General features: G+C 59.1%; 26 protein-coding genes. 6 read left to right on the top strand and 20 right to left on the bottom strand.

All coding sequences use genetic code 11. The features are described 5' to 3' along the window. Nucleotides 1-37: 37 nt before the first annotated feature. Together AD666_RS14555 and tsaA are read left to right on the top strand one after the other, a co-directional pair. On the top strand, nucleotides 38-499 hold the full coding sequence (locus AD666_RS14555; RefSeq protein WP_053152934.1) for a DUF1456 family protein: 462 nt from the start codon (nucleotides 38-40) through the stop codon (nucleotides 497-499). An 11-nt stretch (nucleotides 500-510) separates the two neighbouring features. After that, a complete protein-coding gene (tsaA, locus tag AD666_RS14550; RefSeq protein ID WP_053152932.1) occupies nucleotides 511-1,209 on the top strand; it encodes a tRNA (N6-threonylcarbamoyladenosine(37)-N6)-methyltransferase TrmO in 699 nt (232 codons plus the stop codon). Between the two features lie 207 nt (nucleotides 1,210-1,416). Here the strand turns inward: tsaA and fpr are convergent, their stop codons facing one another. Next, complete coding sequence (fpr, locus tag AD666_RS14545; RefSeq protein WP_016966062.1) at nucleotides 1,417-2,196, bottom strand: ferredoxin-NADP reductase; 780 nt, start codon at nucleotides 2,194-2,196, stop codon at nucleotides 1,417-1,419. Nucleotides 2,197-2,318: 122 nt separating this feature from the next. Between fpr and AD666_RS14540 the strand changes: the two genes are divergently transcribed. Beyond that, nucleotides 2,319-3,245 (top strand): LysR family transcriptional regulator, encoded by a 927-nt coding sequence (locus AD666_RS14540; RefSeq protein ID WP_053152929.1) that lies wholly within the window; start codon nucleotides 2,319-2,321, stop codon nucleotides 3,243-3,245. A 4-nt stretch (nucleotides 3,246-3,249) separates the two neighbouring features. Here AD666_RS14540 and AD666_RS14535 read toward each other — a convergent pair whose 3' ends face one another. The 3 genes from AD666_RS14535 to AD666_RS14525 all read right to left on the bottom strand — a co-directional run bounded on the left by AD666_RS14535 (nucleotide 3,250) and on the right by AD666_RS14525 (nucleotide 5,309). After that, nucleotides 3,250-3,612 (bottom strand): diacylglycerol kinase, encoded by a 363-nt coding sequence (locus AD666_RS14535; protein ID WP_053152926.1) that lies wholly within the window; start codon nucleotides 3,610-3,612, stop codon nucleotides 3,250-3,252. 72 nt (nucleotides 3,613-3,684) lie between these two features. Further along, nucleotides 3,685-4,338: a response regulator transcription factor ErdR gene (gene erdR, locus AD666_RS14530; RefSeq protein WP_053152923.1), complete on the bottom strand. Its 654-nt coding sequence runs from the start codon at nucleotides 4,336-4,338 to the stop codon at nucleotides 3,685-3,687. 224 nt (nucleotides 4,339-4,562) lie between these two features. Further along, nucleotides 4,563-5,309, bottom strand: a complete 747-nt coding sequence (locus tag AD666_RS14525) for a tRNA-uridine aminocarboxypropyltransferase (protein WP_053153258.1) — start codon at nucleotides 5,307-5,309, stop codon at nucleotides 4,563-4,565. A 184-nt stretch (nucleotides 5,310-5,493) separates the two neighbouring features. Between AD666_RS14525 and AD666_RS14520 the strand changes: the two genes are divergently transcribed. Then, complete coding sequence (locus tag AD666_RS14520) at nucleotides 5,494-5,916, top strand: quorum-sensing-regulated virulence factor family protein (RefSeq protein WP_053152920.1); 423 nt, start codon at nucleotides 5,494-5,496, stop codon at nucleotides 5,914-5,916. On the opposite strand, the gene AD666_RS14515 is transcribed toward AD666_RS14520, so the two are convergent. Further along, on the bottom strand, nucleotides 5,917-6,111 hold the full coding sequence (locus tag AD666_RS14515; protein WP_053152917.1) for a hypothetical protein: 195 nt from the start codon (nucleotides 6,109-6,111) through the stop codon (nucleotides 5,917-5,919). Between the two features lie 449 nt (nucleotides 6,112-6,560). On the opposite strand from AD666_RS14515, the gene AD666_RS14510 reads away from it, so the two are divergent. After that, entirely contained in the window at nucleotides 6,561-7,679 is a 1,119-nt protein-coding gene (locus AD666_RS14510) for a TIGR00730 family Rossman fold protein (protein WP_053152915.1), read from the top strand. A 45-nt stretch (nucleotides 7,680-7,724) separates the two neighbouring features. On the opposite strand, the gene recX is transcribed toward AD666_RS14510, so the two are convergent. The 3 genes from recX to AD666_RS14495 form a co-directional block, all read right to left on the bottom strand. Beyond that, nucleotides 7,725-8,192 (bottom strand): recombination regulator RecX, encoded by a 468-nt coding sequence (recX, locus tag AD666_RS14505; protein WP_053152910.1) that lies wholly within the window; start codon nucleotides 8,190-8,192, stop codon nucleotides 7,725-7,727. An 8-nt stretch (nucleotides 8,193-8,200) separates the two neighbouring features. Continuing rightward, entirely contained in the window at nucleotides 8,201-9,253 is a 1,053-nt protein-coding gene (gene recA, locus AD666_RS14500) for a recombinase RecA (RefSeq protein WP_053152907.1), read from the bottom strand. A gap of 83 nt (nucleotides 9,254-9,336) precedes the next feature. After that, nucleotides 9,337-9,837, bottom strand: coding sequence for a CinA family protein (locus AD666_RS14495; RefSeq protein WP_053152904.1), 501 nt, complete (start codon nucleotides 9,835-9,837; stop codon nucleotides 9,337-9,339). 182 nt (nucleotides 9,838-10,019) lie between these two features. Here AD666_RS14495 and AD666_RS14490 point away from each other — a divergent pair, with 182 nt between their 5' ends. Then, on the top strand, nucleotides 10,020-10,682 hold the full coding sequence (locus AD666_RS14490; protein ID WP_053152902.1) for a hypothetical protein: 663 nt from the start codon (nucleotides 10,020-10,022) through the stop codon (nucleotides 10,680-10,682). A gap of 41 nt (nucleotides 10,683-10,723) precedes the next feature. On the opposite strand, the gene AD666_RS14485 is transcribed toward AD666_RS14490, so the two are convergent. The 12 genes from AD666_RS14485 to AD666_RS14430 all read right to left on the bottom strand — a co-directional run bounded on the left by AD666_RS14485 (nucleotide 10,724) and on the right by AD666_RS14430 (nucleotide 19,180). Then, nucleotides 10,724-11,257, bottom strand: coding sequence for a lysis system i-spanin subunit Rz (locus AD666_RS14485; protein ID WP_053152899.1), 534 nt, complete (start codon nucleotides 11,255-11,257; stop codon nucleotides 10,724-10,726). After that, the gene (locus AD666_RS14480) at nucleotides 11,239-11,802 is read right to left on the bottom strand and encodes a glycoside hydrolase family 19 protein (RefSeq protein ID WP_053152896.1); all 564 of its coding nucleotides are present in this window, start codon (nucleotides 11,800-11,802) and stop codon (nucleotides 11,239-11,241) included. Before AD666_RS14480 ends, AD666_RS14485 begins: the two co-directional genes overlap by 19 nt. A 14-nt stretch (nucleotides 11,803-11,816) precedes the next feature. After that, complete coding sequence (locus AD666_RS14475; protein ID WP_053152893.1) at nucleotides 11,817-12,266, bottom strand: phage tail assembly chaperone; 450 nt, start codon at nucleotides 12,264-12,266, stop codon at nucleotides 11,817-11,819. After that, nucleotides 12,267-13,166, bottom strand: coding sequence for a hypothetical protein (locus tag AD666_RS14470; RefSeq protein ID WP_053152890.1), 900 nt, complete (start codon nucleotides 13,164-13,166; stop codon nucleotides 12,267-12,269). It abuts the gene before it with no gap. Nucleotides 13,167-13,281: 115 nt separating this feature from the next. Next, the gene (locus AD666_RS14465; RefSeq protein ID WP_053152887.1) at nucleotides 13,282-13,842 is read right to left on the bottom strand and encodes a tail fiber assembly protein; all 561 of its coding nucleotides are present in this window, start codon (nucleotides 13,840-13,842) and stop codon (nucleotides 13,282-13,284) included. A gap of 7 nt (nucleotides 13,843-13,849) precedes the next feature. Further along, nucleotides 13,850-14,953, bottom strand: coding sequence for a phage tail protein (locus tag AD666_RS14460; protein ID WP_053152884.1), 1,104 nt, complete (start codon nucleotides 14,951-14,953; stop codon nucleotides 13,850-13,852). Nucleotides 14,954-14,983: 30 nt separating this feature from the next. Beyond that, nucleotides 14,984-15,493 carry a hypothetical protein gene (locus AD666_RS14455; protein WP_053152881.1) on the bottom strand — a complete coding sequence of 170 codons (510 nt, stop codon included), beginning with the start codon at nucleotides 15,491-15,493 and terminating at the stop codon, nucleotides 14,984-14,986. Next, a complete protein-coding gene (locus tag AD666_RS14450; RefSeq protein ID WP_053152878.1) occupies nucleotides 15,490-16,644 on the bottom strand; it encodes a hypothetical protein in 1,155 nt (384 codons plus the stop codon). Before AD666_RS14450 ends, AD666_RS14455 begins: the two co-directional genes overlap by 4 nt. An 11-nt stretch (nucleotides 16,645-16,655) precedes the next feature. Continuing rightward, nucleotides 16,656-17,255 (bottom strand): YmfQ family protein, encoded by a 600-nt coding sequence (locus tag AD666_RS14445; RefSeq protein WP_053152874.1) that lies wholly within the window; start codon nucleotides 17,253-17,255, stop codon nucleotides 16,656-16,658. Continuing rightward, nucleotides 17,243-18,283, bottom strand: a complete 1,041-nt coding sequence (locus tag AD666_RS14440; RefSeq protein WP_053152871.1) for a baseplate J/gp47 family protein — start codon at nucleotides 18,281-18,283, stop codon at nucleotides 17,243-17,245. Before AD666_RS14440 ends, AD666_RS14445 begins: the two co-directional genes overlap by 13 nt. Further along, nucleotides 18,273-18,671, bottom strand: a complete 399-nt coding sequence (locus tag AD666_RS14435) for a phage GP46 family protein (protein ID WP_053152868.1) — start codon at nucleotides 18,669-18,671, stop codon at nucleotides 18,273-18,275. Before AD666_RS14435 ends, AD666_RS14440 begins: the two co-directional genes overlap by 11 nt. After that, nucleotides 18,671-19,180: a phage baseplate assembly protein V gene (locus AD666_RS14430; protein WP_053152865.1), complete on the bottom strand. Its 510-nt coding sequence runs from the start codon at nucleotides 19,178-19,180 to the stop codon at nucleotides 18,671-18,673. Before AD666_RS14430 ends, AD666_RS14435 begins: the two co-directional genes overlap by 1 nt. Nucleotides 19,181-19,266: the final 86 nt, after the last annotated feature.

Here is a 19,266-nt window from a genome sequence, read left to right as displayed (position 1 = left end):
CCGGGGCGTCCACTGCAGATCGATCAGGATTGCATACATGATTCACAACGACGTACTGCGCAGCGTGCGCTACATGCTCGACATCAGCGACAAGAAGGTCATCGAGATCATCAAGCTCGGCGGCCTGGAGGTGTCCCTCGCGGACCTGGCAGGCTATCTGAAGAAAGATGATGAAGAAGGCTTTGTGTTCTGCCCCGATGAAGTCATGGCGCACTTTCTCGATGGCCTGGTGATCTTCAAGCGAGGCAAGGATGAGAGCCGGCCGCCATTGCCCATCGAAGTACCGGTGACCAACAACATCATCCTCAAGAAGCTGCGGGTGGCCTTCGAATTGAAGGAGGATGACATGCACGCGATCCTCAAGTCGGCGGATTTTCCGGTGTCCAAGCCGGAACTCAGTGCACTGTTCCGCAAATTCGGCCACACCAACTATCGTCCGTGCGGCGACCAGTTGCTGCGCAACTTCCTCAAGGGGCTGACGCTGCGCGTTCGCGGCTGACGTCACGACACATGACCTACACCGTCTCCCCCATCGGCTTCGTACGCTCCTGTTTCAAGGAGAAGTTCGCCATCCCCCGGCAACCGCAACTGGCACCGGCCGCGCGGGGCGTGCTGGAGCTGGTGACGCCGTTCGATCAGGGCGACGCGGTGCAGGGCCTGGAGCAGGTCAGCCATGTCTGGTTGCTGTTCCTGTTCCACCAGGCCCTGGAAGACAAACCGCGGCTGAAGGTTCGCCCGCCGCGCCTGGGCGGAAACAAGTCCATGGGCGTATTCGCGACCCGTGCCACTCACCGTCCCAATGGCATCGGACAGTCCGTGGTCAAGTTGGATCGGGTCGAAGCCGGTCGGCTGTGGATCTCGGGAATTGATCTGCTGGACGGCACCCCGGTCCTGGATATCAAGCCCTACGTGCCCTATGCCGACATTGTCGGCTCGGCGACCAACACCATCGCCCAGGCCGCGCCCGGGTTGATCCCGGTGCAATGGGCGGATACGGCGTTGCTCCAGGCCCGAAGCCATGCCAATCGCCTGGAAGAACCCTTGGTAGAACTGATCGAACAATGCCTGGCCCAGGATCCGCGTCCGGCGTACCAGATACCTACGGCCGAACGGGAATACGGAGCGCAGTTCTGGGACCTGGATGTGCGCTGGCATTACCCGCAGCCAGGGTTGATCCGGGTGCTTGAAGTCATTCTCGCGAAGAGATAACCGCCGGAAACGAAAAAGCCCGCGCTGCCTTCATCAGGTAGCGCGGGCTTTTTCGTGGGCTGTCAGTCAGACCGAGTCGTCATCATCGCGAGCAGGCTCGCTCCCGCAAGGTCCGGGGTGACCGTAGCCCTTGTATACACTACAAATCCAATGTGGGAGCGAGCCCTGCTCGCGATAGCGGCCTGTCAGACGCCGTAAATCTTCAGCTTATTTCTCTACAAACGCCCGCTCGATCAGGTAATCACCCGGCTCACGCATACGTGGCGAAACGGTCAGGCCGAAGCTGTTGAGCACTTCGCTGGTTTCTTCCAGCATGCTCGGGCTGCCGCACAGCATGGCGCGGTCGTCCTGCGGGTTGATCGGTGGCAGGCCGATGTCGCGGAAGAGCTTGCCGCTGCGCATCAGGTCGGTCAGGCGGCCTTCGTTTTCGAACGGCTCGCGGGTCACGGTCGGGTAGTAGATCAGCTTTTCACGCAGGGCTTCACCGAAGAACTCGTTCTGCGGCAAATGCTCGGTGATGAATTCGCGGTAAGCGACTTCGTTGACGTAGCGTACGCCGTGGCACAGGATCACTTTTTCGAAACGCTCGTAGGTTTCCGGGTCCTGGATGACGCTCATGAACGGCGCCAGGCCGGTACCGGTGCTGAGCAGGTACAGGTGCTTGCCCGGCTTGAGATCGTCCAGCACCAGGGTGCCGGTGGGTTTCTTGCTGATGATGATCTCGTCGCCTTCCTTCAAGTGCTGCAGTTGGGAAGTCAGCGGACCGTCGGGTACTTTGATGCTGAAGAACTCGAGATGCTCTTCCCAGTTCGGGCTGGCAATCGAGTAAGCGCGCATAAGCGGGCGGCCGTTGGGCTGCTGCAGGCCGATCATCACGAACTGACCGTTCTCGAAGCGCAGGCCCGGATCGCGGGTGCACTTGAAGCTGAACAGAGTGTCGTTCCAGTGATGAACACTGAGGACACGCTCGTGGTTCATGTTGCTCATGTACGGGGGACTCCTGGAAATGATGCCTGCGCCGGGAAGGAGCGCAATTGCATCGCATTCTAATAGCGGCGACAATATCTGTTAAATGGATTATTAAGATAAGGGTTATCGGTTATATCGATATGCGATTTACTCTACGTCAACTTCAGGTTTTCGTCGCCGTTGCCCAGCAGGAAAGCGTTTCCCGTGCTGCGGACCTGCTCAATCTGTCGCAATCGGCGGCCAGCACTTCCATCACCGAACTGGAGCGTCAATCCAGTTGCCAGTTATTCGACCGAGCCGGTAAACGCCTGAGCCTCAACGCCTTGGGCAAACAGTTGCTGCCCCAAGCGGTGGCGCTGCTGGACCAGGCCAAGGAGATCGAGGACCTGCTCAACGGCAAGTCAGGCTTCGGCTCCCTGGCGGTCGGCGCCACCCTGACCATCGGCAATTACCTGGCGACCCTGTTGATCGGCGGTTTCATGCAGCGCCATCCGGAAAGCCAGGTGAAGCTGCATGTACAGAACACTGCCAATATCGTGCATCAGGTTGCCCACTATGAAATTGATCTGGGTCTAATCGAAGGCGATTGCAGCCACCCGGATATCGAAGTGCAGAGTTGGGTGGAAGACGAACTGGTGGTGTTCTGCGCGCCGCAACATCCACTGGCCAAACGCGGCCAGGCAACCATGGACGAATTGACTCATGAAGCCTGGATTCTGCGCGAACAGGGCTCCGGCACCCGACTCACCTTCGACCAGGCCATGCGTCATCATCGCAGCGCGCTGAACATTCGCCTGGAGCTGGAACACACTGAAGCCATCAAGCGCGCGGTGGAATCCGGCCTGGGCATTGGCTGCATCTCACGTCTGGCCCTGCGCGATGCCTTCCGGCGCGGCAGCCTTGTGCCAGTGGAGACGCCGGATATGGACCTGGCGCGACAGTTCTATTTCATCTGGCACAAGCAGAAATACCAGACCTCGGCCATGCGCGAATTTCTCGAGCTGTGCCGGGCCTTTACGGCCGGGGCACAGCGTAGCGACGAAATCGTGCTGCCGGCCATTGCCTGAGCATTTAAAGCAGCACCAGGCCCCACACCAACGCAATCATCGTCAGGGCGACAAGCTGGGCAGCACTGCCCATGTCCTTGGCGTTCTTGGACAGTGGGTGCAATTCCAGGGAAATGCGGTCGATGGCCGCTTCCACCGCTGAATTGAGCAATTCCACGATCAAGGCCAACAGACAGACCGCAATCAACAGCGCCTGCTCGACACGGCTGACGTTCAGAAAGAACGACAGGGGAATCAGGACAACATTGAGCAGAACCAATTGACGGAACGCCGCTTCGCCGACGAAAGCCGCGCGCAGACCGTCCAGGGAATAGCCGGAGGCGTTAAGGATGCGTTTCAGGCCGGTTTGGCCTTTGAAAGGTGACATAGAGTAGGCAACTGATTGAAAGAAGGTGGAAAAGCTAATCCAGGCCTGGTCAAAAAAGCGTGAATGGACACGCTATGGCTGCGGCGAAATTGACTCAAGTTGTTGCAACAACAAAGCCGCCTGGGTTCGGGTGCGCACATTCAGTTTACGGAAGATCGCCGTCACATGGGCCTTGATAGTGGCCTCGGACACATTCAATTCATAAGCGATCTGCTTGTTCAATAGCCCTTCGCAGACCATGGTCAGCACGCGAAACTGTTGCGGCGTAAGGCTGGCCAGGCCTTCACTGGCGGCCTTGGCTTCCTCGGACACACTCACCGCCTCGAACGCCTGGGGCGGCCAGGCGGCGTCGCCATCCAGCACCGCCTTCACAGCCTTCTGAATCGCTTCAAGTGAACTGGACTTGGGGATAAATCCGCTGGCGCCGAACTCCCGGGCCTTGACCATCACCGAGGCCTCTTCCTGGGCCGAAACCATCACGACAGGAATCTGTGGGTATTGACCGCGCAACAGTACCAGACCGGAAAAGCCATAGGCGCCGGGCATGTTCAGGTCCAGCAGCACCAGATCCCAGTCGGCCTTTTCGGTCAACCGGCTCTCCAGCTCCGCGATACTGGCCACCTCCGTCAGCCGGACATCCGGGCCCAGGCCCAGGGTCACCGCCTGATGCAACGCGCTACGAAAGAGCGGATGGTCATCGGCAATCAGGATTTCGTATGTGGCCATTGTTCAAATGATCCTGTTTTTTATGGCAGACCCGATGCAATCGCGCCCTGCCAGAGCCACTCAAGACACCGTCATACGGCGGGGTCCAAAGGGAGCACGTTCAACGCCAAGGCGTCGCCATCACAGCGTTTCTTACCCTCGGCCGTGCCCCGGTCGGCGCCAAGCATGCCCAGCGAAACCGGGGTGGTCAAGCAGCATGGCCACCCTGCCTTCAGTATGGGCCACTATTGGGCCAATACTGGTTGGGCCATACGGATAAAGGGCATCAGCTCAGCGTGAGCCGGGGTCGATACATTCACTTCCTGCTGCCCTTTGGCACCCAGGTAGTGCTGGCTGAACACATCGAAATAGGCGTCCAGGGCCGAGGCGGCGTCACGGTCCCCCGCGAGCTCCAGGCACAGTGCCGCCACTTCGGCCGTACACAGATGCTCGCTGCGGGTGGAACGGCGCAAGCGATAGCGCGACAGCTTGTCAGGTAGCAGGCTCAGGATCGGCAAACGGTCGAAATAGGGACTTTTTCGGAAAATCTTCCGCGCCTCCGTCCAGGTCGCATCCAAAAGAATGAACAGCGGACGCCTGGAATGATCGATCTCGACCGTGTGGGTGACCCTCGACGGCTCGACGTACTCACCGGGAAACACCAGGTAGGGTTGCCACTGGGGATCGTTGAGCAAGGCCAGCAACTGCGGGTCGGCTTCGGTGCGCGACCAGATGAACGCATGATTGTCGCGAACAACGTCGGCTATCAGCCAACCGGTATTGCTCGGTTTGAACACTTCCTTGTTGGTCATGATCAGACAAACCCCGGAGCGGGATTCGACATTCGGGCGCCAGGCGCAAAGGCAATGGCTTTCGATCACCCGGCAAGCGCTGCAACGGGGAGCGCGCCAGCCCCGGGCCTGGAGCGGCTTGATGCCCTCATCGATGCGCTGGTCGCGCAGGCGGGCTACGGCGTTGGGGGCATGATTCATCATGGGAAACGCCGACAGGCAGGAAAACTCGACACGAACGACACTCGGCAGGGCAATGAAGGCCGGCAGTTTACCAGAGCGCGCAAGCCTGTACCGTGCACCCGTGCTCCCCTATAATCCGCCGCCACTGAACGCACAGTCACGTGACCGGTCGAACCACCTGTCACTGAACCAGGAGAGTTTCATGCTGCGCCTTATCGTCCCCACTGTTGCCGTTCTGCTGGCGACGTCCTTCAGCGCTCAGGCTGCCTCGCTGAAAGAACTCGAACTGAACAAGATGCTGCAGAACGTGGCCAGGGAAAGCAGCGTCGGCACGCCACGGGCCATCAATGAAGACATTCTCGACCAGGGCTATACGGTCGAAGGCACTGAATTGATCAACCATCTCAGTGTGCAAAGCAGCCATGCCCAACAAATGCGCGCCGATCCCAAGGCCGTGTATTTCCAGCTGGGCGCCAAGGTATGCACCAACCCTGGCTTCCGCAAGCTGATGGCCCAGGGCGCGACCATGCGTTACGAGTTCACGGAAGTTAAAACCAACCGCCCGGTCGCGACCGAACGCTTCCAGGAATCGGATTGCCCGAAACCGGCCAAGACCAAGAAGTAATCACCCCGTGCGTGCGCGCCGTTGCTCATCGTCGGCGCGCAGTTCCGCCACCAGCGCCTGCAGATAACGCGAGCGCCACGTCCGGCCCTCCAGCCGGCGGCAACATTCTTCCTCAAGACTGACTTGATTGGCCTGGGCCGCTTCCAACAGCGCCAGATACAACTGCCTGTCGAGTTCCAGAGTCACCCTGGTCATCTTCTCCCGCCTCCATGCCCGATCCGCTTCAATCCATCGAGAGGCCCGGCCATGGGCATCGAATAGCATTGGCGCGCCTGTTATCAGTAAATCAGAGCGGCACGCACCCGGCGTTCAATCAGACGAGCGGCATGGTATTTCCAGTGTATGCATCCGGCGGTTGCCAACGGTCACTTTTGGGCGCCATGATCTGGACGTGAAGGTCAACTAGATTGATGAGTATCGCTTTGCTTTGGGCAGAACGAGGCTGCCCCAGAACCTTGCCGTGAGATTGTTTTTTAATCCAAGGGAAAAACAGAACCCGATGGATGGCTCGATCGCTTTGCAGCAGACCGCATCGAGCCAAATCGAACGCTCGGGCACCGCCTGGACGACAACGACACACGAAGTGTCGTGGCCCTGACGAATCTCTCGTCCGGGCCGGGGTTCTGTAAGAAGGAGAAGCTTGAATGCCTTACAAACCGAATGACCTGCTCAGTCGTCATTTTGAGAACCATGGCCACGACCTTACCCGCAAGGTCGAAGAGCAACTCAACCTGGTATCACCCGACAGTCCCAACCTTCCCATCTACCGCGACATGATCCTGACCGTGCTGCGCATGGCCCAGGAAGACCACAACCGCTGGAATGCCAAGATCACCCTGCAGGCGCTGCGGGAGCTGGAACATGCATTCCGTACACTCGAACAATTCAAGGGCCGCCGCAAGGTGACTGTCTTCGGCTCGGCCCGAACGCCCATCGAACACCCCCTGTACGGCCTGGCCCGGGAGCTGGGTGCAGCGCTGGCCCGCTCGGACATGATGGTCATCACCGGTGCCGGCGGAGGCATCATGGCCGCGGCGCACGAAGGTGCGGGTCGGGAACACAGCTTGGGATTCAACATCACCCTGCCCTTCGAACAGCATGCCAACCCGACCGTCGAAGGCACACCGAACCTGCTGCCGTTCCATTTTTTCTTCACCCGCAAACTGTTTTTCGTCAAGGAGGCCGACGCTCTGGTGCTCTGCCCCGGCGGTTTCGGCACCCTCGACGAAGCGCTGGAAGTCCTGACGCTGGTGCAGACGGGCAAGAGCCCGCTGGTGCCGGTGGTCTTGCTGGACGTTCCAGGGGGTAAATTCTGGCAAGGCGCCCTGGACTTCATTCGCGAACAATTGGAGGAAAACCGCTACATCCTGCCCACCGACATGAAACTGATGCGACTGGTATTCAGCGCCGAAGACGCCGTGGAAGAAATCAACCAGTTCTACCGCAACTTCCACTCCAGTCGCTGGCTCAAGCATCAATTCATTATCCGCATGAACCACAAGCTCAACGAGCAAGCCATGGAGCAGATGCAGGTGGAATTTGCCGACCTGTGTCTGAACGATCGTTTTCACCAACTGACCTACAACGGCGAAGAATCCGACGAGGCGCGGTTCAGTCATTTGACGCGATTGGCATTCAACTTCAACGCCCGAGACCATGGCCGCTTAAGAGCGCTGGTGGATTACATCAACCTGCCGGAGAACTGGGCCCAGCCCTACCCCAGAGCCCGCCTCCGTACCTGGGAGACGATCAAGGTCACCTGAGCCCATAAAAAACGGCCCGCTATCGAAACAGCGGGCCGTTTTTTATCAATCGTCCAGGCCGCGACCGCTGAACAAGCGGTTGATCATCTCCATGGAGTAACCTCTGTACGCCAGGAAACGCCCTTGCTTGGCCCGTTCTCGTGCATCAATGGGAAGATGCCCCGAGAATTTGCGACGCCAGGTATCCGTTAACTGATCCTGCCAATCGATGCCACTTTCGCGCAAGGCTTGTTCGATGTCCGAGCGCTGCAAACCACGCTGCCCCAGCTCCTCGCGAATTCGTAACGGACCGTAGCCCGAACGGGCGCGGTACGCGACAAAACTTTCGAGATAACGGGTTTCCGAGAGCAGGCCCTCTTCCGTCAAGCGATCCAAGGCTGTTTCGATCAACTCATCGGGAGCGCCTCGCTGACGCAGTTTACGCGTCAGCTCGACTCGACCGTGCTCGCGCCTGGCGAGCAGGTCCATCGCAGTTCGCCGCACCGCGACGAGGGTATCGAGTACGGCGGTCATCGGATCGATCAGATATCAGCGTCAGCCAGGTCGTCAGCGGTCTCACGGCTGGACAGCGCCTTGACGTCCGCCACGGGGCTCAGCAGCTTGTCGCGCAGTTGCTTCTCGAGGGCTGCCGCCACTTCCGGGTTATCCGCCAGGAACTTGGCCGAGTTGGCTTTGCCCTGACCGATCTTGGTGCCGTTGTAGGCATACCAGGCGCCGGATTTTTCGACGAAACCGTGCAGCACGCCCAGGTCGATCATCTCACCATTGAGGTAAATGCCCTTGCCGTAAAGAATCTGGAACTCGGCCTGACGGAATGGCGAAGCGACCTTGTTCTTCACGACCTTGACGCGGGTCTCGCTACCCACCACCTCATCACCTTCCTTCACCGCGCCGGTACGGCGGATGTCCAGACGGACCGAGGCGTAGAATTTCAGCGCGTTACCACCGGTAGTGGTTTCCGGGCTGCCGAACATCACGCCGATCTTCATGCGGATCTGGTTGATGAAGATCACCAGGCAGTTGGCATTCTTGATGTTACCGGTGATCTTGCGCAGGGCCTGGGACATCAGGCGAGCCTGGAGGCCCACGTGCATGTCGCCCATTTCACCTTCGATTTCAGCTTTTGGCACCAGTGCCGCCACGGAGTCGACGATGATCACGTCGACCGCGTTGGAGCGCACCAGCATGTCAGTGATTTCCAGGGCCTGCTCACCGGTGTCCGGCTGGGAGACCAGCAGGTCATCGACATTGACGCCCAGCTTGCCGGCGTATTCCGGGTCGAGGGCATGTTCGGCGTCGACGAAGGCGCAGGTCGCACCGGCTTTCTGGGCCTGGGCAATCACGGACAGGGTCAGTGTGGTTTTACCGGAGGATTCAGGACCGTAGATCTCGACGATACGACCTTTCGGCAAGCCGCCGATGCCCAGCGCAATGTCCAGACCCAGGGAACCGGTGGAGATGGAAGGAATAGCCTGACGGTCCTGATCGCCCATACGCATTACGGCACCCTTGCCGAATTGACGTTCGATCTGACCCAAGGCCGCAGCCAAGGCTTTCTTCTTGTTGTCGTCCATTAAAGTCCTCACGTAATCAATAAGGCCTGACGGCCAACACCTGTATAAGTAGCCAGTATTATTCCACAGCGATTCGGGATCGCCTACCCCTGATTTGAGATTTCTACGGCGGCATGTTGCAACAACCCCTCTAGCGCGGCCTTCACCGTTTGTCGGCGGACCTCGTCGCGGTTGCCGGGAAAGAATCGCTGCTCGCTGAAGACCGCGTCGCCGACGCCCCACGCGAGCCACACAGTGCCCACCGGCTTGTTCGGCGAACCGCCGTCCGGCCCGGCCACACCACTGACCGCCACGGCAAACCGCGCCAGGCTCTTATGCCGGGCACCCTCTACCATGGCCTCGACCACCTCGCGACTGACCGCCCCCACCGTCCCGAACAGATCGGCCGGTACGTTCAACTGCTGCGTCTTCTGACGATTGGAGTACGTGACGTAACCCGCCTCGAACCAGGCCGAACTCCCCGGAATACGAGTGATCGCTTCGGCAATCCCGCCCCCGGTGCAGGATTCGGCCGTGGTGACATGGGCATTGAGCAACTGCAAGCGCCTGCCCAGCTCAGCGGCCAGTTCGGTAATCTCGTCCATGGTGCTCTCCTGATTCGACGCAATGGGGCCTACCGTACACGAGCGTTCGAACGTTGCAAGGTTCGGAGAATTCCAGTCACAAACGCTTTATTTTTGTGATGCTATGGACCGCCTGGCGAAACGCTATGGGAGTTGGCAAAAGCTCGCTATATTCAATCGCCTAGACCAACCGGAACGATTGAATGAAAACCAAGGATCTCAGCCGCCTTGCGGTTGATGGGGTGCTTTGTATAAGTCTCAAGGACCGACAGGACCGTAGGACATTATTGCTTGAAGTCATGAACAACTCAGGGCTGAACATAGAATTCATCCTCGTCGATCCCGACAAGGAGAACCCGGCGAGGGGTTGTTTTGAGTCACATGTGAAATGCGCGACCATTGCATTACAGCGCAACTATTCAAGCGTCCTGATCTTGGAAGATGATGCGCTTCCATACACTTTTTCCGCGAATAAAGTCCAAAAGATAAACAACTTCATTACCACAGAAAATTTCTCAATTCTGCATCTTGGCTACACGATGGGAAAGATCTGGCTCACTTGGAACCTCTCCATCGCCCGAGGTCGTGTCACCGCGCTTCACGCCTACGTTCTCAGTAGACGAGGCTGCCTGGAATTTTCAAAACTTGAGTACCGTTCGGAACCCATCGACAGAGCCGTAAGAGCCAGTATCAAACAGCATTGCGTCTTCCCAATGATGTTCGGTCAACAACCTGCCCACCTTGCGTCGAGCAACATAGAAGCCATTGCTCCCAACGATGACCTATTCTGGAAGAACAACTGGAACAGACATATCTGGTCCGCGGCAAAAAACTTATACATGACGCTTTTCAGAGTTAAGTTATAAACCCACCGTCTGGTACTTCCGGATTTCGATGACTCTTCGGTTTACTGACCTAACGCCCTGACGTAAGCCTGACAGGCCTGCAACGCTATCAGTCCGCGGTCGCCTTCATTGGTGATGGCGATAATTCGTTGAGCATGCGCCGGGTCAAGTCGGGCGCGTGGGGCGCCATGATCCACGCCGCCGGAGCCGGTGGCGGCAGGCACCGCGCAACCGGCGGTATCATCGGCATCGAGGAGGACTGACAGCCGCACATCGGCAGTAGCAAGGCGATCGCGCAAGCGATCCTGGTCACGTTGGGCATCGCTCAGGGCTCGGTAATGGGTTTGTTCGCTGGTGGAGAGTCGTTGCTCCAGGGCGAGGCGTTTTTCCTCCTCGGCCTTTTGTTGCGCTGCCGCCGCCTGGGTTATCTGATTGAGCGCCTCGGCCCGGGACTGCGCCATTTGCGCCAACTGTCGGCCATAGCGCCAATCCTGGAACCGCCACGCCAACATCGCAGGAGCCGCGACTAACAGAGCCAACAACACAACGACGCCAAGGTTACGGGCAGAAAACGGCATCAAGTTGAAGACTGGCATAAGACTGCCCTCGCCCGCGCCCAGAGTTGCAAACGATCCTCCAGACCGTTCAAGCCACCGTTGATACGCCGGGTAATGCTGTTGAATTGGTCACGATCAGCCAGTTCATTCAAGCCGTTCTGTTCCCAGAACCAGGCAGCCGACTCGGACGCCCATTGGGGCTGCTCAAGCAGTTCCGGCAACGCCAGCAAGCGTTCATCGCCGAACAGGCCGAGGCTGCATCGCTGGTAGTTGTCATGCCCGGTAATCTGGATCAGCCCCCGGCCACGGTACTTCTGTCCGTCACCGTCGGCCTGAGGTGTATTACCCAGGCGAACAGCCAACACGCCGGTGTCGTATTTGCTCAGGTATTGCTCATTGCCCAGTTCCCGTACGTAACGGAGTTGTCCCGACTCATGGCCGACTTGTGCCAGGAATGCAGCGATGCGTTTAGGCGTGTCGATCCAATGACGGGACATTGCGCTGTTAAGCGCGGAAACGAAAACGCCCGCTTGGGAGCGGGCGTTGGGCATGATGTCGATAAGTTGCTCTTGTGTAACGTCCATAGTCCGACCGTCGATTACTGAAGTTGCGTCGCTAGCCAAGACGGGGCGACAGGACGATGTTCAGCAGCAGGAAACAGTTCATCCTGCGGCCAGTCCCTCAGGGCACGTCGATAGGCCTGGAGTTGGGTGTATTGATTCTGGTCCAGTGTCGTGCCACCGCCATCGTCCATCTCATCGCGGTCCCGGGCTACGAGGCGGTCGGTCAAGGCGAGTTGGCCGTTGCGCCAGTCATATTCGTTCGCAGCGGCTTGATCTGCCGCCAGCGGAGGCGGATCCACCAGAATGGGGTAGCCGTTGTCAGGATTGACTGAGATTCTCTTGGGCGAAACCGCCAATTGCTGAAGCAGCGAGAGCCAATAAGCCTTGGGGATCTCTATGACATCCAAAGGGATGTCCACATCATTGATACCCGGAATATAAGCACCGCAGGTACTTGGACTGAACAACACGGTGAATTCGTTCATTCAATAACCCTTTGCGAAATAAGTAACACCCCAGCCAGCGGCTACCTGGCCCAAGTAGTTTCTGACCTTAAGGCGTACCCCTTGGCGCGTCGCCGTTCCTCCCACCATGATCACAATGGCCGCATCGCCGCCTGCATGAGTCGCCACGACCGAGACGAAGGCGTTGGGGAATGAAATGGGAAACGTAACAAAAACCTCACCATTGGCATCAGTCGTACCGTAGCCCCATTGATCAATGTTTCCGCTGGCATATTTTTGATAACCCGGATTACCGAGCTGCCCCGAAAACAGCGAGGTGTACTTCAGAAGAACTGTGCCGCCTATCAATCGCCATTGATTGTCCAGTTTGACGAATTGCGCCGTTTCACCACGGGCCAGATCGATCGGTCCCAACGCCGCACTTGAAGCGCCTATCGTATCGGCCGCTAATGCCGTCGAAACGGTGACTACGCCTGCCCCCACATTGATGAGGGTGAGCGTCGCCCCATGCAGGATTCCCGTTGTGCCAGGCAACGTAGCGCTGATAGGCGTCGCGCTGGCAAAACTGACTGCGCCACCGACATGAGCCAACGTCAATTCGGTGTTGGTCGCATACGCTGCAAAGCCGGAATACTGCAACCCGCTGCGCCTTACAAACTCTGTGGTCGCGACAGACCTATCACTGTCGAATTGCGCGGCGGTAGTGAACAGCCCGCTCCCCTGCAATGCGGTCAGAAGTTGATTGCTCTGTTGTTCTGAAGGGGTCAGTCCCGCGGCTTGAATAACATTGATGATCTCTTGGGTGACGCCGTTTCCCCAACTGGCAGGAATCAACGATCCCGGTGTCCCAGTCAAGGGATTCTCATCTACAAACCGGCCGTTCATCAGACCCGCGCTGGGCACACTTTTTGGATAATCCACCTTTTCTCCCCTTGATACTCAACCGACCGAAAACAGGCAGCCGGAAACCTCAACTGATGAAGTTTCAAAAGTGCTTGAAAAGATCGAAAGATATTAGCGATTGACCAGTGATGCCTTAAACAGCAGACGCCGGCGCAACCGGCCATTTGATATCGGTTGGGAAACCAGCCTGATGTTGGATGCGGTTCAATTCGACGCTATAGAGTTTCCATTCCATTAATGTCAATTGTTCTTGGTCGGTGGCGTCACCGATGTCCTCGGCATACTGGAAAGGCGCGATCTTCTGAACCGCGTCCCGCAGCAGTTTGTCGCGCTTTGCCAGGGCTTCGCGCTTGACATCAGCGAGTTGCAGCGTCTCGTCAAATATCCACGCATTGTCACGCCAAACGTAGTAGTTACCCGGCCAGGGCTCGGCCGTTAACGAGTCCGGCAATTCGCCAAACTCGGTCCATTCCACGTGTGCGCCGTTGTCTTTGCGATAGACCGTACCGCGCCAGTCCACCATCTCACGTGGAACACCGTTAACCATCACCCAAGAATGATGATCCTGGGCGGGTGGAAGCTCGAAGGAAAGCTGAATACCGTTACTGGGTATTTGGATACCCATGCCAGGGGTTACGAAAAGCTCTACCGGACCGGAGAGGACACCGGCCTCGTTAAATAGATAAATGAACATAGTCACCTCAGATCAACTTTATTCGGGCGGGATAGGCGATGTTCCGAGGGCGTGTTTCGGCTGCAAATATTCCTATGTTCCCTACCGCCAAATTTGGCTCCAGATCGAACGCCGGGTTGGGATACGTAGTGGCGATTACCCCGCTAGCGGCGAAGTAATTGACAGTACTTCCTACATCCCATGCACTATCAGGAATAGCGGGAGCAGGACGAGCCGAACTACCTGTTCCAGTAGGTAAATAATGGTTATGCCGCTGAAGAGCATCTATTTGACTAGTTCCTGGAGCACGACTGACATCCGTTCCTTTCCCCTCATCCAGAATTCGCAAAAACTCTCCCCGGATATCAGGAATTCTGAAAGTCGTAGCGCCATCGCCTGTTGTCCAGGCGCCTTCGTTTCCCACTCTGGAACCTTCGCCCACCAAAACACCAGACAACTGCGCGTAATCCCACAACCAGGGCCAATCACTACGCACCAACAAATTTCCATTGAGCACCGCATACCCGCCAGGAATGACCTGGCGCGTACTTTCAAAGGAGATGCGCCCCAGGGCAGTAGCATCAAAGCGACTCACCGGCCACCAGACTCCCGCCTCATCGCTGCGCAAATGCCACCAGTCCCCACTTCCCATCAACACAAGAAATGGATAACCGCTGGCAGCCAGATGCGTGTGAAACCGAATCCTGTCGCTACCGGCGGCTCGCACCATCAGCCGATTCCCGCTGTTGTCCACACGTCGCACGATCACATCGCGGATGCCAAGCGCCGCGTTCGCCGCGGGAAGCGTGACCGTGCTTGCACCGGCTCCGGCATCGATCAACACGAGTCCAAGTTCCTCGGCCGTCAGCGCTTTCGAGGCCGATAACCGCGTCACCACCGAACGCATCGGGCTGCTACGCCCGACAATGGTTTGCAGCGCTTTGATCAGTTGCCCCGTGTCCGCTTCGGACGGGGTCATGCCGGCGGCGGAGATCACACTCAGGATCTCCTGGGTAACGCCATTGCCCCACACCGCCGGAATCAGCGACCCAGGCGTGCCGGCCAGCGGATCTTCGTCCACGAACCGACCGTTCACCAGCCCAACGCTGGGAACACTTTTTGGATAATCCATGTTTTATTTCTCTGTGAGCGGATGAAAAAATCACGCACGCAAACGCAGCGCTTCAATAGCCATGAGGACTTCGTCAGCCATCGCTTTGGCCAGGTCCGATTGGCCCTTCGCGACATGTGCGCGAATCTGCGCCTTGGCCTTGAGTCGCAGTTCACGAAGCGCCAGCAGGTTCGAGTCGAACTCGGCAGCCTTGGCGAGTATCTGGTCTGCCGCCTGCCTGGCGGTGCGTCCCTTGATGACCCATGCAGAAACGGCCAAGGGAACTGCCTTCTTCGGGTAGCCCTCATCCCGGAATACCTGGGCGTCGAGGGCTGCTTGTCGATATTCCATCGCGCGCAGCGGATCACCGGCCAGGGCGCGACGAACGCTGTCCGCCGTCGCATCGATCTTGTCGCACAGCCGCTCGCCTTCAACGCGCCGCAACTCAGCGGCTTTTTCCTCGCTGAGTACCCATTGGCCGTCCTCCCAGGTATGAGCGGGGGATGGCGAGACTGGGCGAAGCTCATCGTCATAATGATGCAGTTCTTGAATGACTCTCATCGAACCAACTCCCAGGACAGGTGAACGTTGACCGCGTTAACGAAATTAACGGCGATACCCACGCTGTAATCAGTCAGCGCCTGATGCCCCTTGATGCCCATGCTCAATAGCAATTCGTCGCTGTCGGCAATGTTTGCACCCAACGTGTGCTCGGCCTGAAAACACTGCCACAGCGAACGCAACTGGGAATGATCAAAACTGGCGGTAACCGTGGAGACCGTCACATCGTTGACGACGTTGTTGGAAAACAACACACACATGTAGGGGGTTCCCCACCCACCCGCCTGGTTGCCAATACTTTGCGCGGCAGGGGACAAATAGCTGTAATTACCGCCAACCCAACCCGCCTGGGCAAACGACAGCGAAGTCACCGCGGTCGAAGAAGGCGTGGGGTTGCCCGCAATGAGCTTTGCCGCGCGCGCATGGGGATCAAGCGGCAGATACACCACGCCAGTGCCGTTTACGGTTTGAGTCCAACTCAGTTGGGTGCGGTTGTAGATCGTGCGGATTGTTGGCAAGGAGCCCGGCACCCCGGTCATCACCCAAGCCAGGCAAATGTCCAGCGGTGTGGACGGAAATCCACCACCGGACGCGCTATTGGGCGTGCCCTTGAGCGATTCCGGAGTCGCGTCGTACAGCGTTCCGCGCTGCAGATAAAGCGTCAGCGCGTTATCCATCACCTGTGCTCTGAGGAAGTAGCTGGAGCTGGGCAGAAGATCAGCGCTGCTCCACGCCGACGTGATGTAGGTACGAGAACGGCCCAACTGCGCGCTAACAACTTCCTGGCCGATACTGATGTAAACCCCCGCCGGAATCGAAACCCGTCCTCCGCTGGTAGAGATTGCTATCGGGGTAACGGCGATACGCGAGTCAGCCGTGGCGATCGCGGGCAGAGGCAGGGAGGCCAGGGGCAAGGCCAAATCCTGATTCCACCCCTTGGCCGCCACGGACTGGATGGCCTGAAGCAACTGATCATTTTTCGTCTCGTCCGGCGTCAGCTCCCCGGCCTTGATGACATTCACGATTTCCTGCGTGACACCATTGCCCCACGCCGCCGGAATCAACGACCCCGGCGTTCCCATCAGCGGGTTCTCATCCACGAACCTGCCATTCACCAGCCCGGCGCTGGGGACACTCTTCGGATAGTCCATTCGTTTATTTCCTAGTCATAGTTAATGTGAACCTTCGTATGCGCCGGCGCACTACGATGAATCAGGCACTCCAGCGCCGACCCTGGATTCACGCCAAACCGCTCGCCCCAATAACTCGCGCCAAAACGTCGCCCGAGCAGCAACCGTCCACCGGTGTTGAGGGTCCACATGAATTGCGCCTGCCAGGTGCCGAAGTGCGCCTCGCCGAAACGGGCGCGGCCCATGCGGGGGGCTTTGTGTTCGGTGATGGTGGCGTTGGGGTAGCCCTGGGTTCTGGCGATTTCGACGTAGTACGCAATGGCCTGGCTGCCGACCGCCAGTAACCGTCGGCGCACCGCCAGGCGGCGATCGTCATACAGCGGTGTGGCGCCCAGGCACGGATCCGGCAGGTTCATTACCCGCTCCCAATCCGGCACCAGTTCGCTCACGCCCGCCGGGTCCATTTCGTGGAGCAGGTCGGCGGCGCGGGCGTCGAGGCGGGCCAGTTCCTGGGCGATACCTCCCAGCACGTTTTCCAGTTCCGGCACTCGCTCCGGGTCCCAGGCAGGGCCGCTGGGCAGCAGGCTGCGCAGTTGGGCCTGGTACTGTCCGGCGGTTCTTATTCCAGCCATACGCAGCCTCCGAAGGTCAGCAACTGATTGCTGGCGGCGGTCACGTCGGCGCTGGGCGCGGTGAGTTTGTGGTCGGTCTCGCCGGTGGCGCTGCTGATGGCTTCGGCGATGTGAGTCAGCAACAGTGTTTCACCGAGGCCGGCTTCGCGATTGTGCAAGTCACGCAACTGCGCTTCGATGGCCGCACGCACCGTGCTGGTGTCCGGGGTGATACGCAGTTTGTAAGTCACCGGCACCTGGGTCGGCGCCAGGACATGCACCTCGGCGGTCACCGGGCGCAGCGGTTCGATATAGGCCCGGACTTCCTCCAGTTGATCGGCGGTGGGAATCGGTTGCGGATCGTCGTCGCGCATCACGAACAAGCCAACCGTGCCGGGCCCCAGGTAGCTGCCGCGGCACCAGGCGCGGGTGATGCCGGGGCATTCCAGGGCCCAGGTTTCATAGTCTTGCGCCGAGCCGCCGTGGGGAATGATGCGGTAGGAGCGGATCACCCGCGCCCGCAGGGACTCGAGGCTTTCCCGGGCGACGCCGCCGGTCAATCCTGGCGCCAACACGGTGAAACTGCTGCCGACGCCCAGGATCGGTTGCACCGGTGTCAGGACCAGGCCGGCCTCGGCATTGCCCAGGCTGCCGGCGTCCAGTGCGGCGACAGTGGCGGTGTTCAGGCCATTGCCGGTGGTGCGGGCCGTCGTCACTTTGTAGGTGCGGCCGTCGTTGGCTTGCAGCAGCGTGTCGACGTCCAGGACCGCTCCGGCAGTGGCCGTGAAGCTGACGCTGCCAGTGGCCACCTGGGCCGCTTTGCGCGCCTGGTTCAGGCGCAGGGCAGCGATGCGTTCCAGGGTGGACTCGTCGGCCTTGTCCGGCAGGATCTGCTCGGCGATCCAGTCCAGATAGCCATACAGGCCATAGGCGGCGCCGCCGAGGGTGCGGGCCAGCACCTGGGCATCGGACTGGCGCAGCGAATCGCTGGCCAGGTCGCTTTGGGCGCGCTTGATCAGCACCGGCAGCGAAGGGGTTTCAAACGGCATAGGTCACCTGCCAACTGTTATCGGGGTTGATGTCCAGGCGCTCGCCGTCGGCCAGGGTCAGGACCGTGCGCAGGTTCAGGCGCTGGCCGTCGAGGCGTTCGCTGATGATCTCGATGGCGCTGCAGTGGCCGTCGTCGATCAGCCATTGCAAGGCTTCCCGGGCATAGAATTCGGCGTCGAGCTGGGTCTGGCGGGTCAGCTTGACCCGTCGCAACAACCACAGCCGCGAGCCGATGCGGTCATCGGCGACGGTAGGAAAGGTGTCGCCCCACCAGCCAAAACGCTCTTCGTCATCGACGGCATCGTCGTCAGCGGCGCGGCGCCAGGTGAACAGGCTGATCAGCACCGAACGGGTCAGCGCGGCACGCAGGTTCTGGCTGATGAACATCATTGGCCTCCCGCCGGCGCACCGGTCTGACCGCTGCCGGCCTGTACGCCGACATGCACGTGCTTGATCTGGCTGATGCCACCTGCGACCTGGTCGCCCTGGGAAACGATCTTGCCGGTGTGATTGATCACGGGACTGTCGATGTTCACCGCGCTGCTGGCGCGGATATTCAAAGTCGCGGTATCGATGTCGATGACGTGGCCGCGCTTGAAGTGAATCCGATCGCCTTCGTCGGTGTAGATCGCCACTTCGCCGGGGGCCAGGGCCTTGAGGCGAAAACGGCGGTCGGCAACCACCAGGACCACGGCATGGGAACGGTCACCGCCCAGGAACGTGGCGATACCCTCGGCGCCGGCGAGAGGGTTGCTGGTGAAGCCGTAGGGTTCGAAGTGTTCCATGTCGTCGTTCACTTCGCCGGCGGTGAGGCGCATTTGCAGCGATTGAAGCTTGGAGGCCGAGTTGGCGAGCACGACAGTGCCGCGCGCCAGGAGGCGGGTCAGTAGGCTCATGAGAGGGTCCTTTGGAATCACAAAATATGTCAGCCCGCGCGGAACATTGTGGGAGCGGGCTTGCTCGCGAAAGCGGCAGCACATTC

Source organism: Pseudomonas sp. Pf153 (assembly GCF_001269775.1).
GTDB classification, from domain to species: Bacteria; Pseudomonadota; Gammaproteobacteria; order Pseudomonadales; family Pseudomonadaceae; genus Aquipseudomonas; species Aquipseudomonas uvaldensis.
Note: the sequence above shows the minus strand (reverse complement) of the source record. Positions and strands in the feature narration are given on the sequence as shown.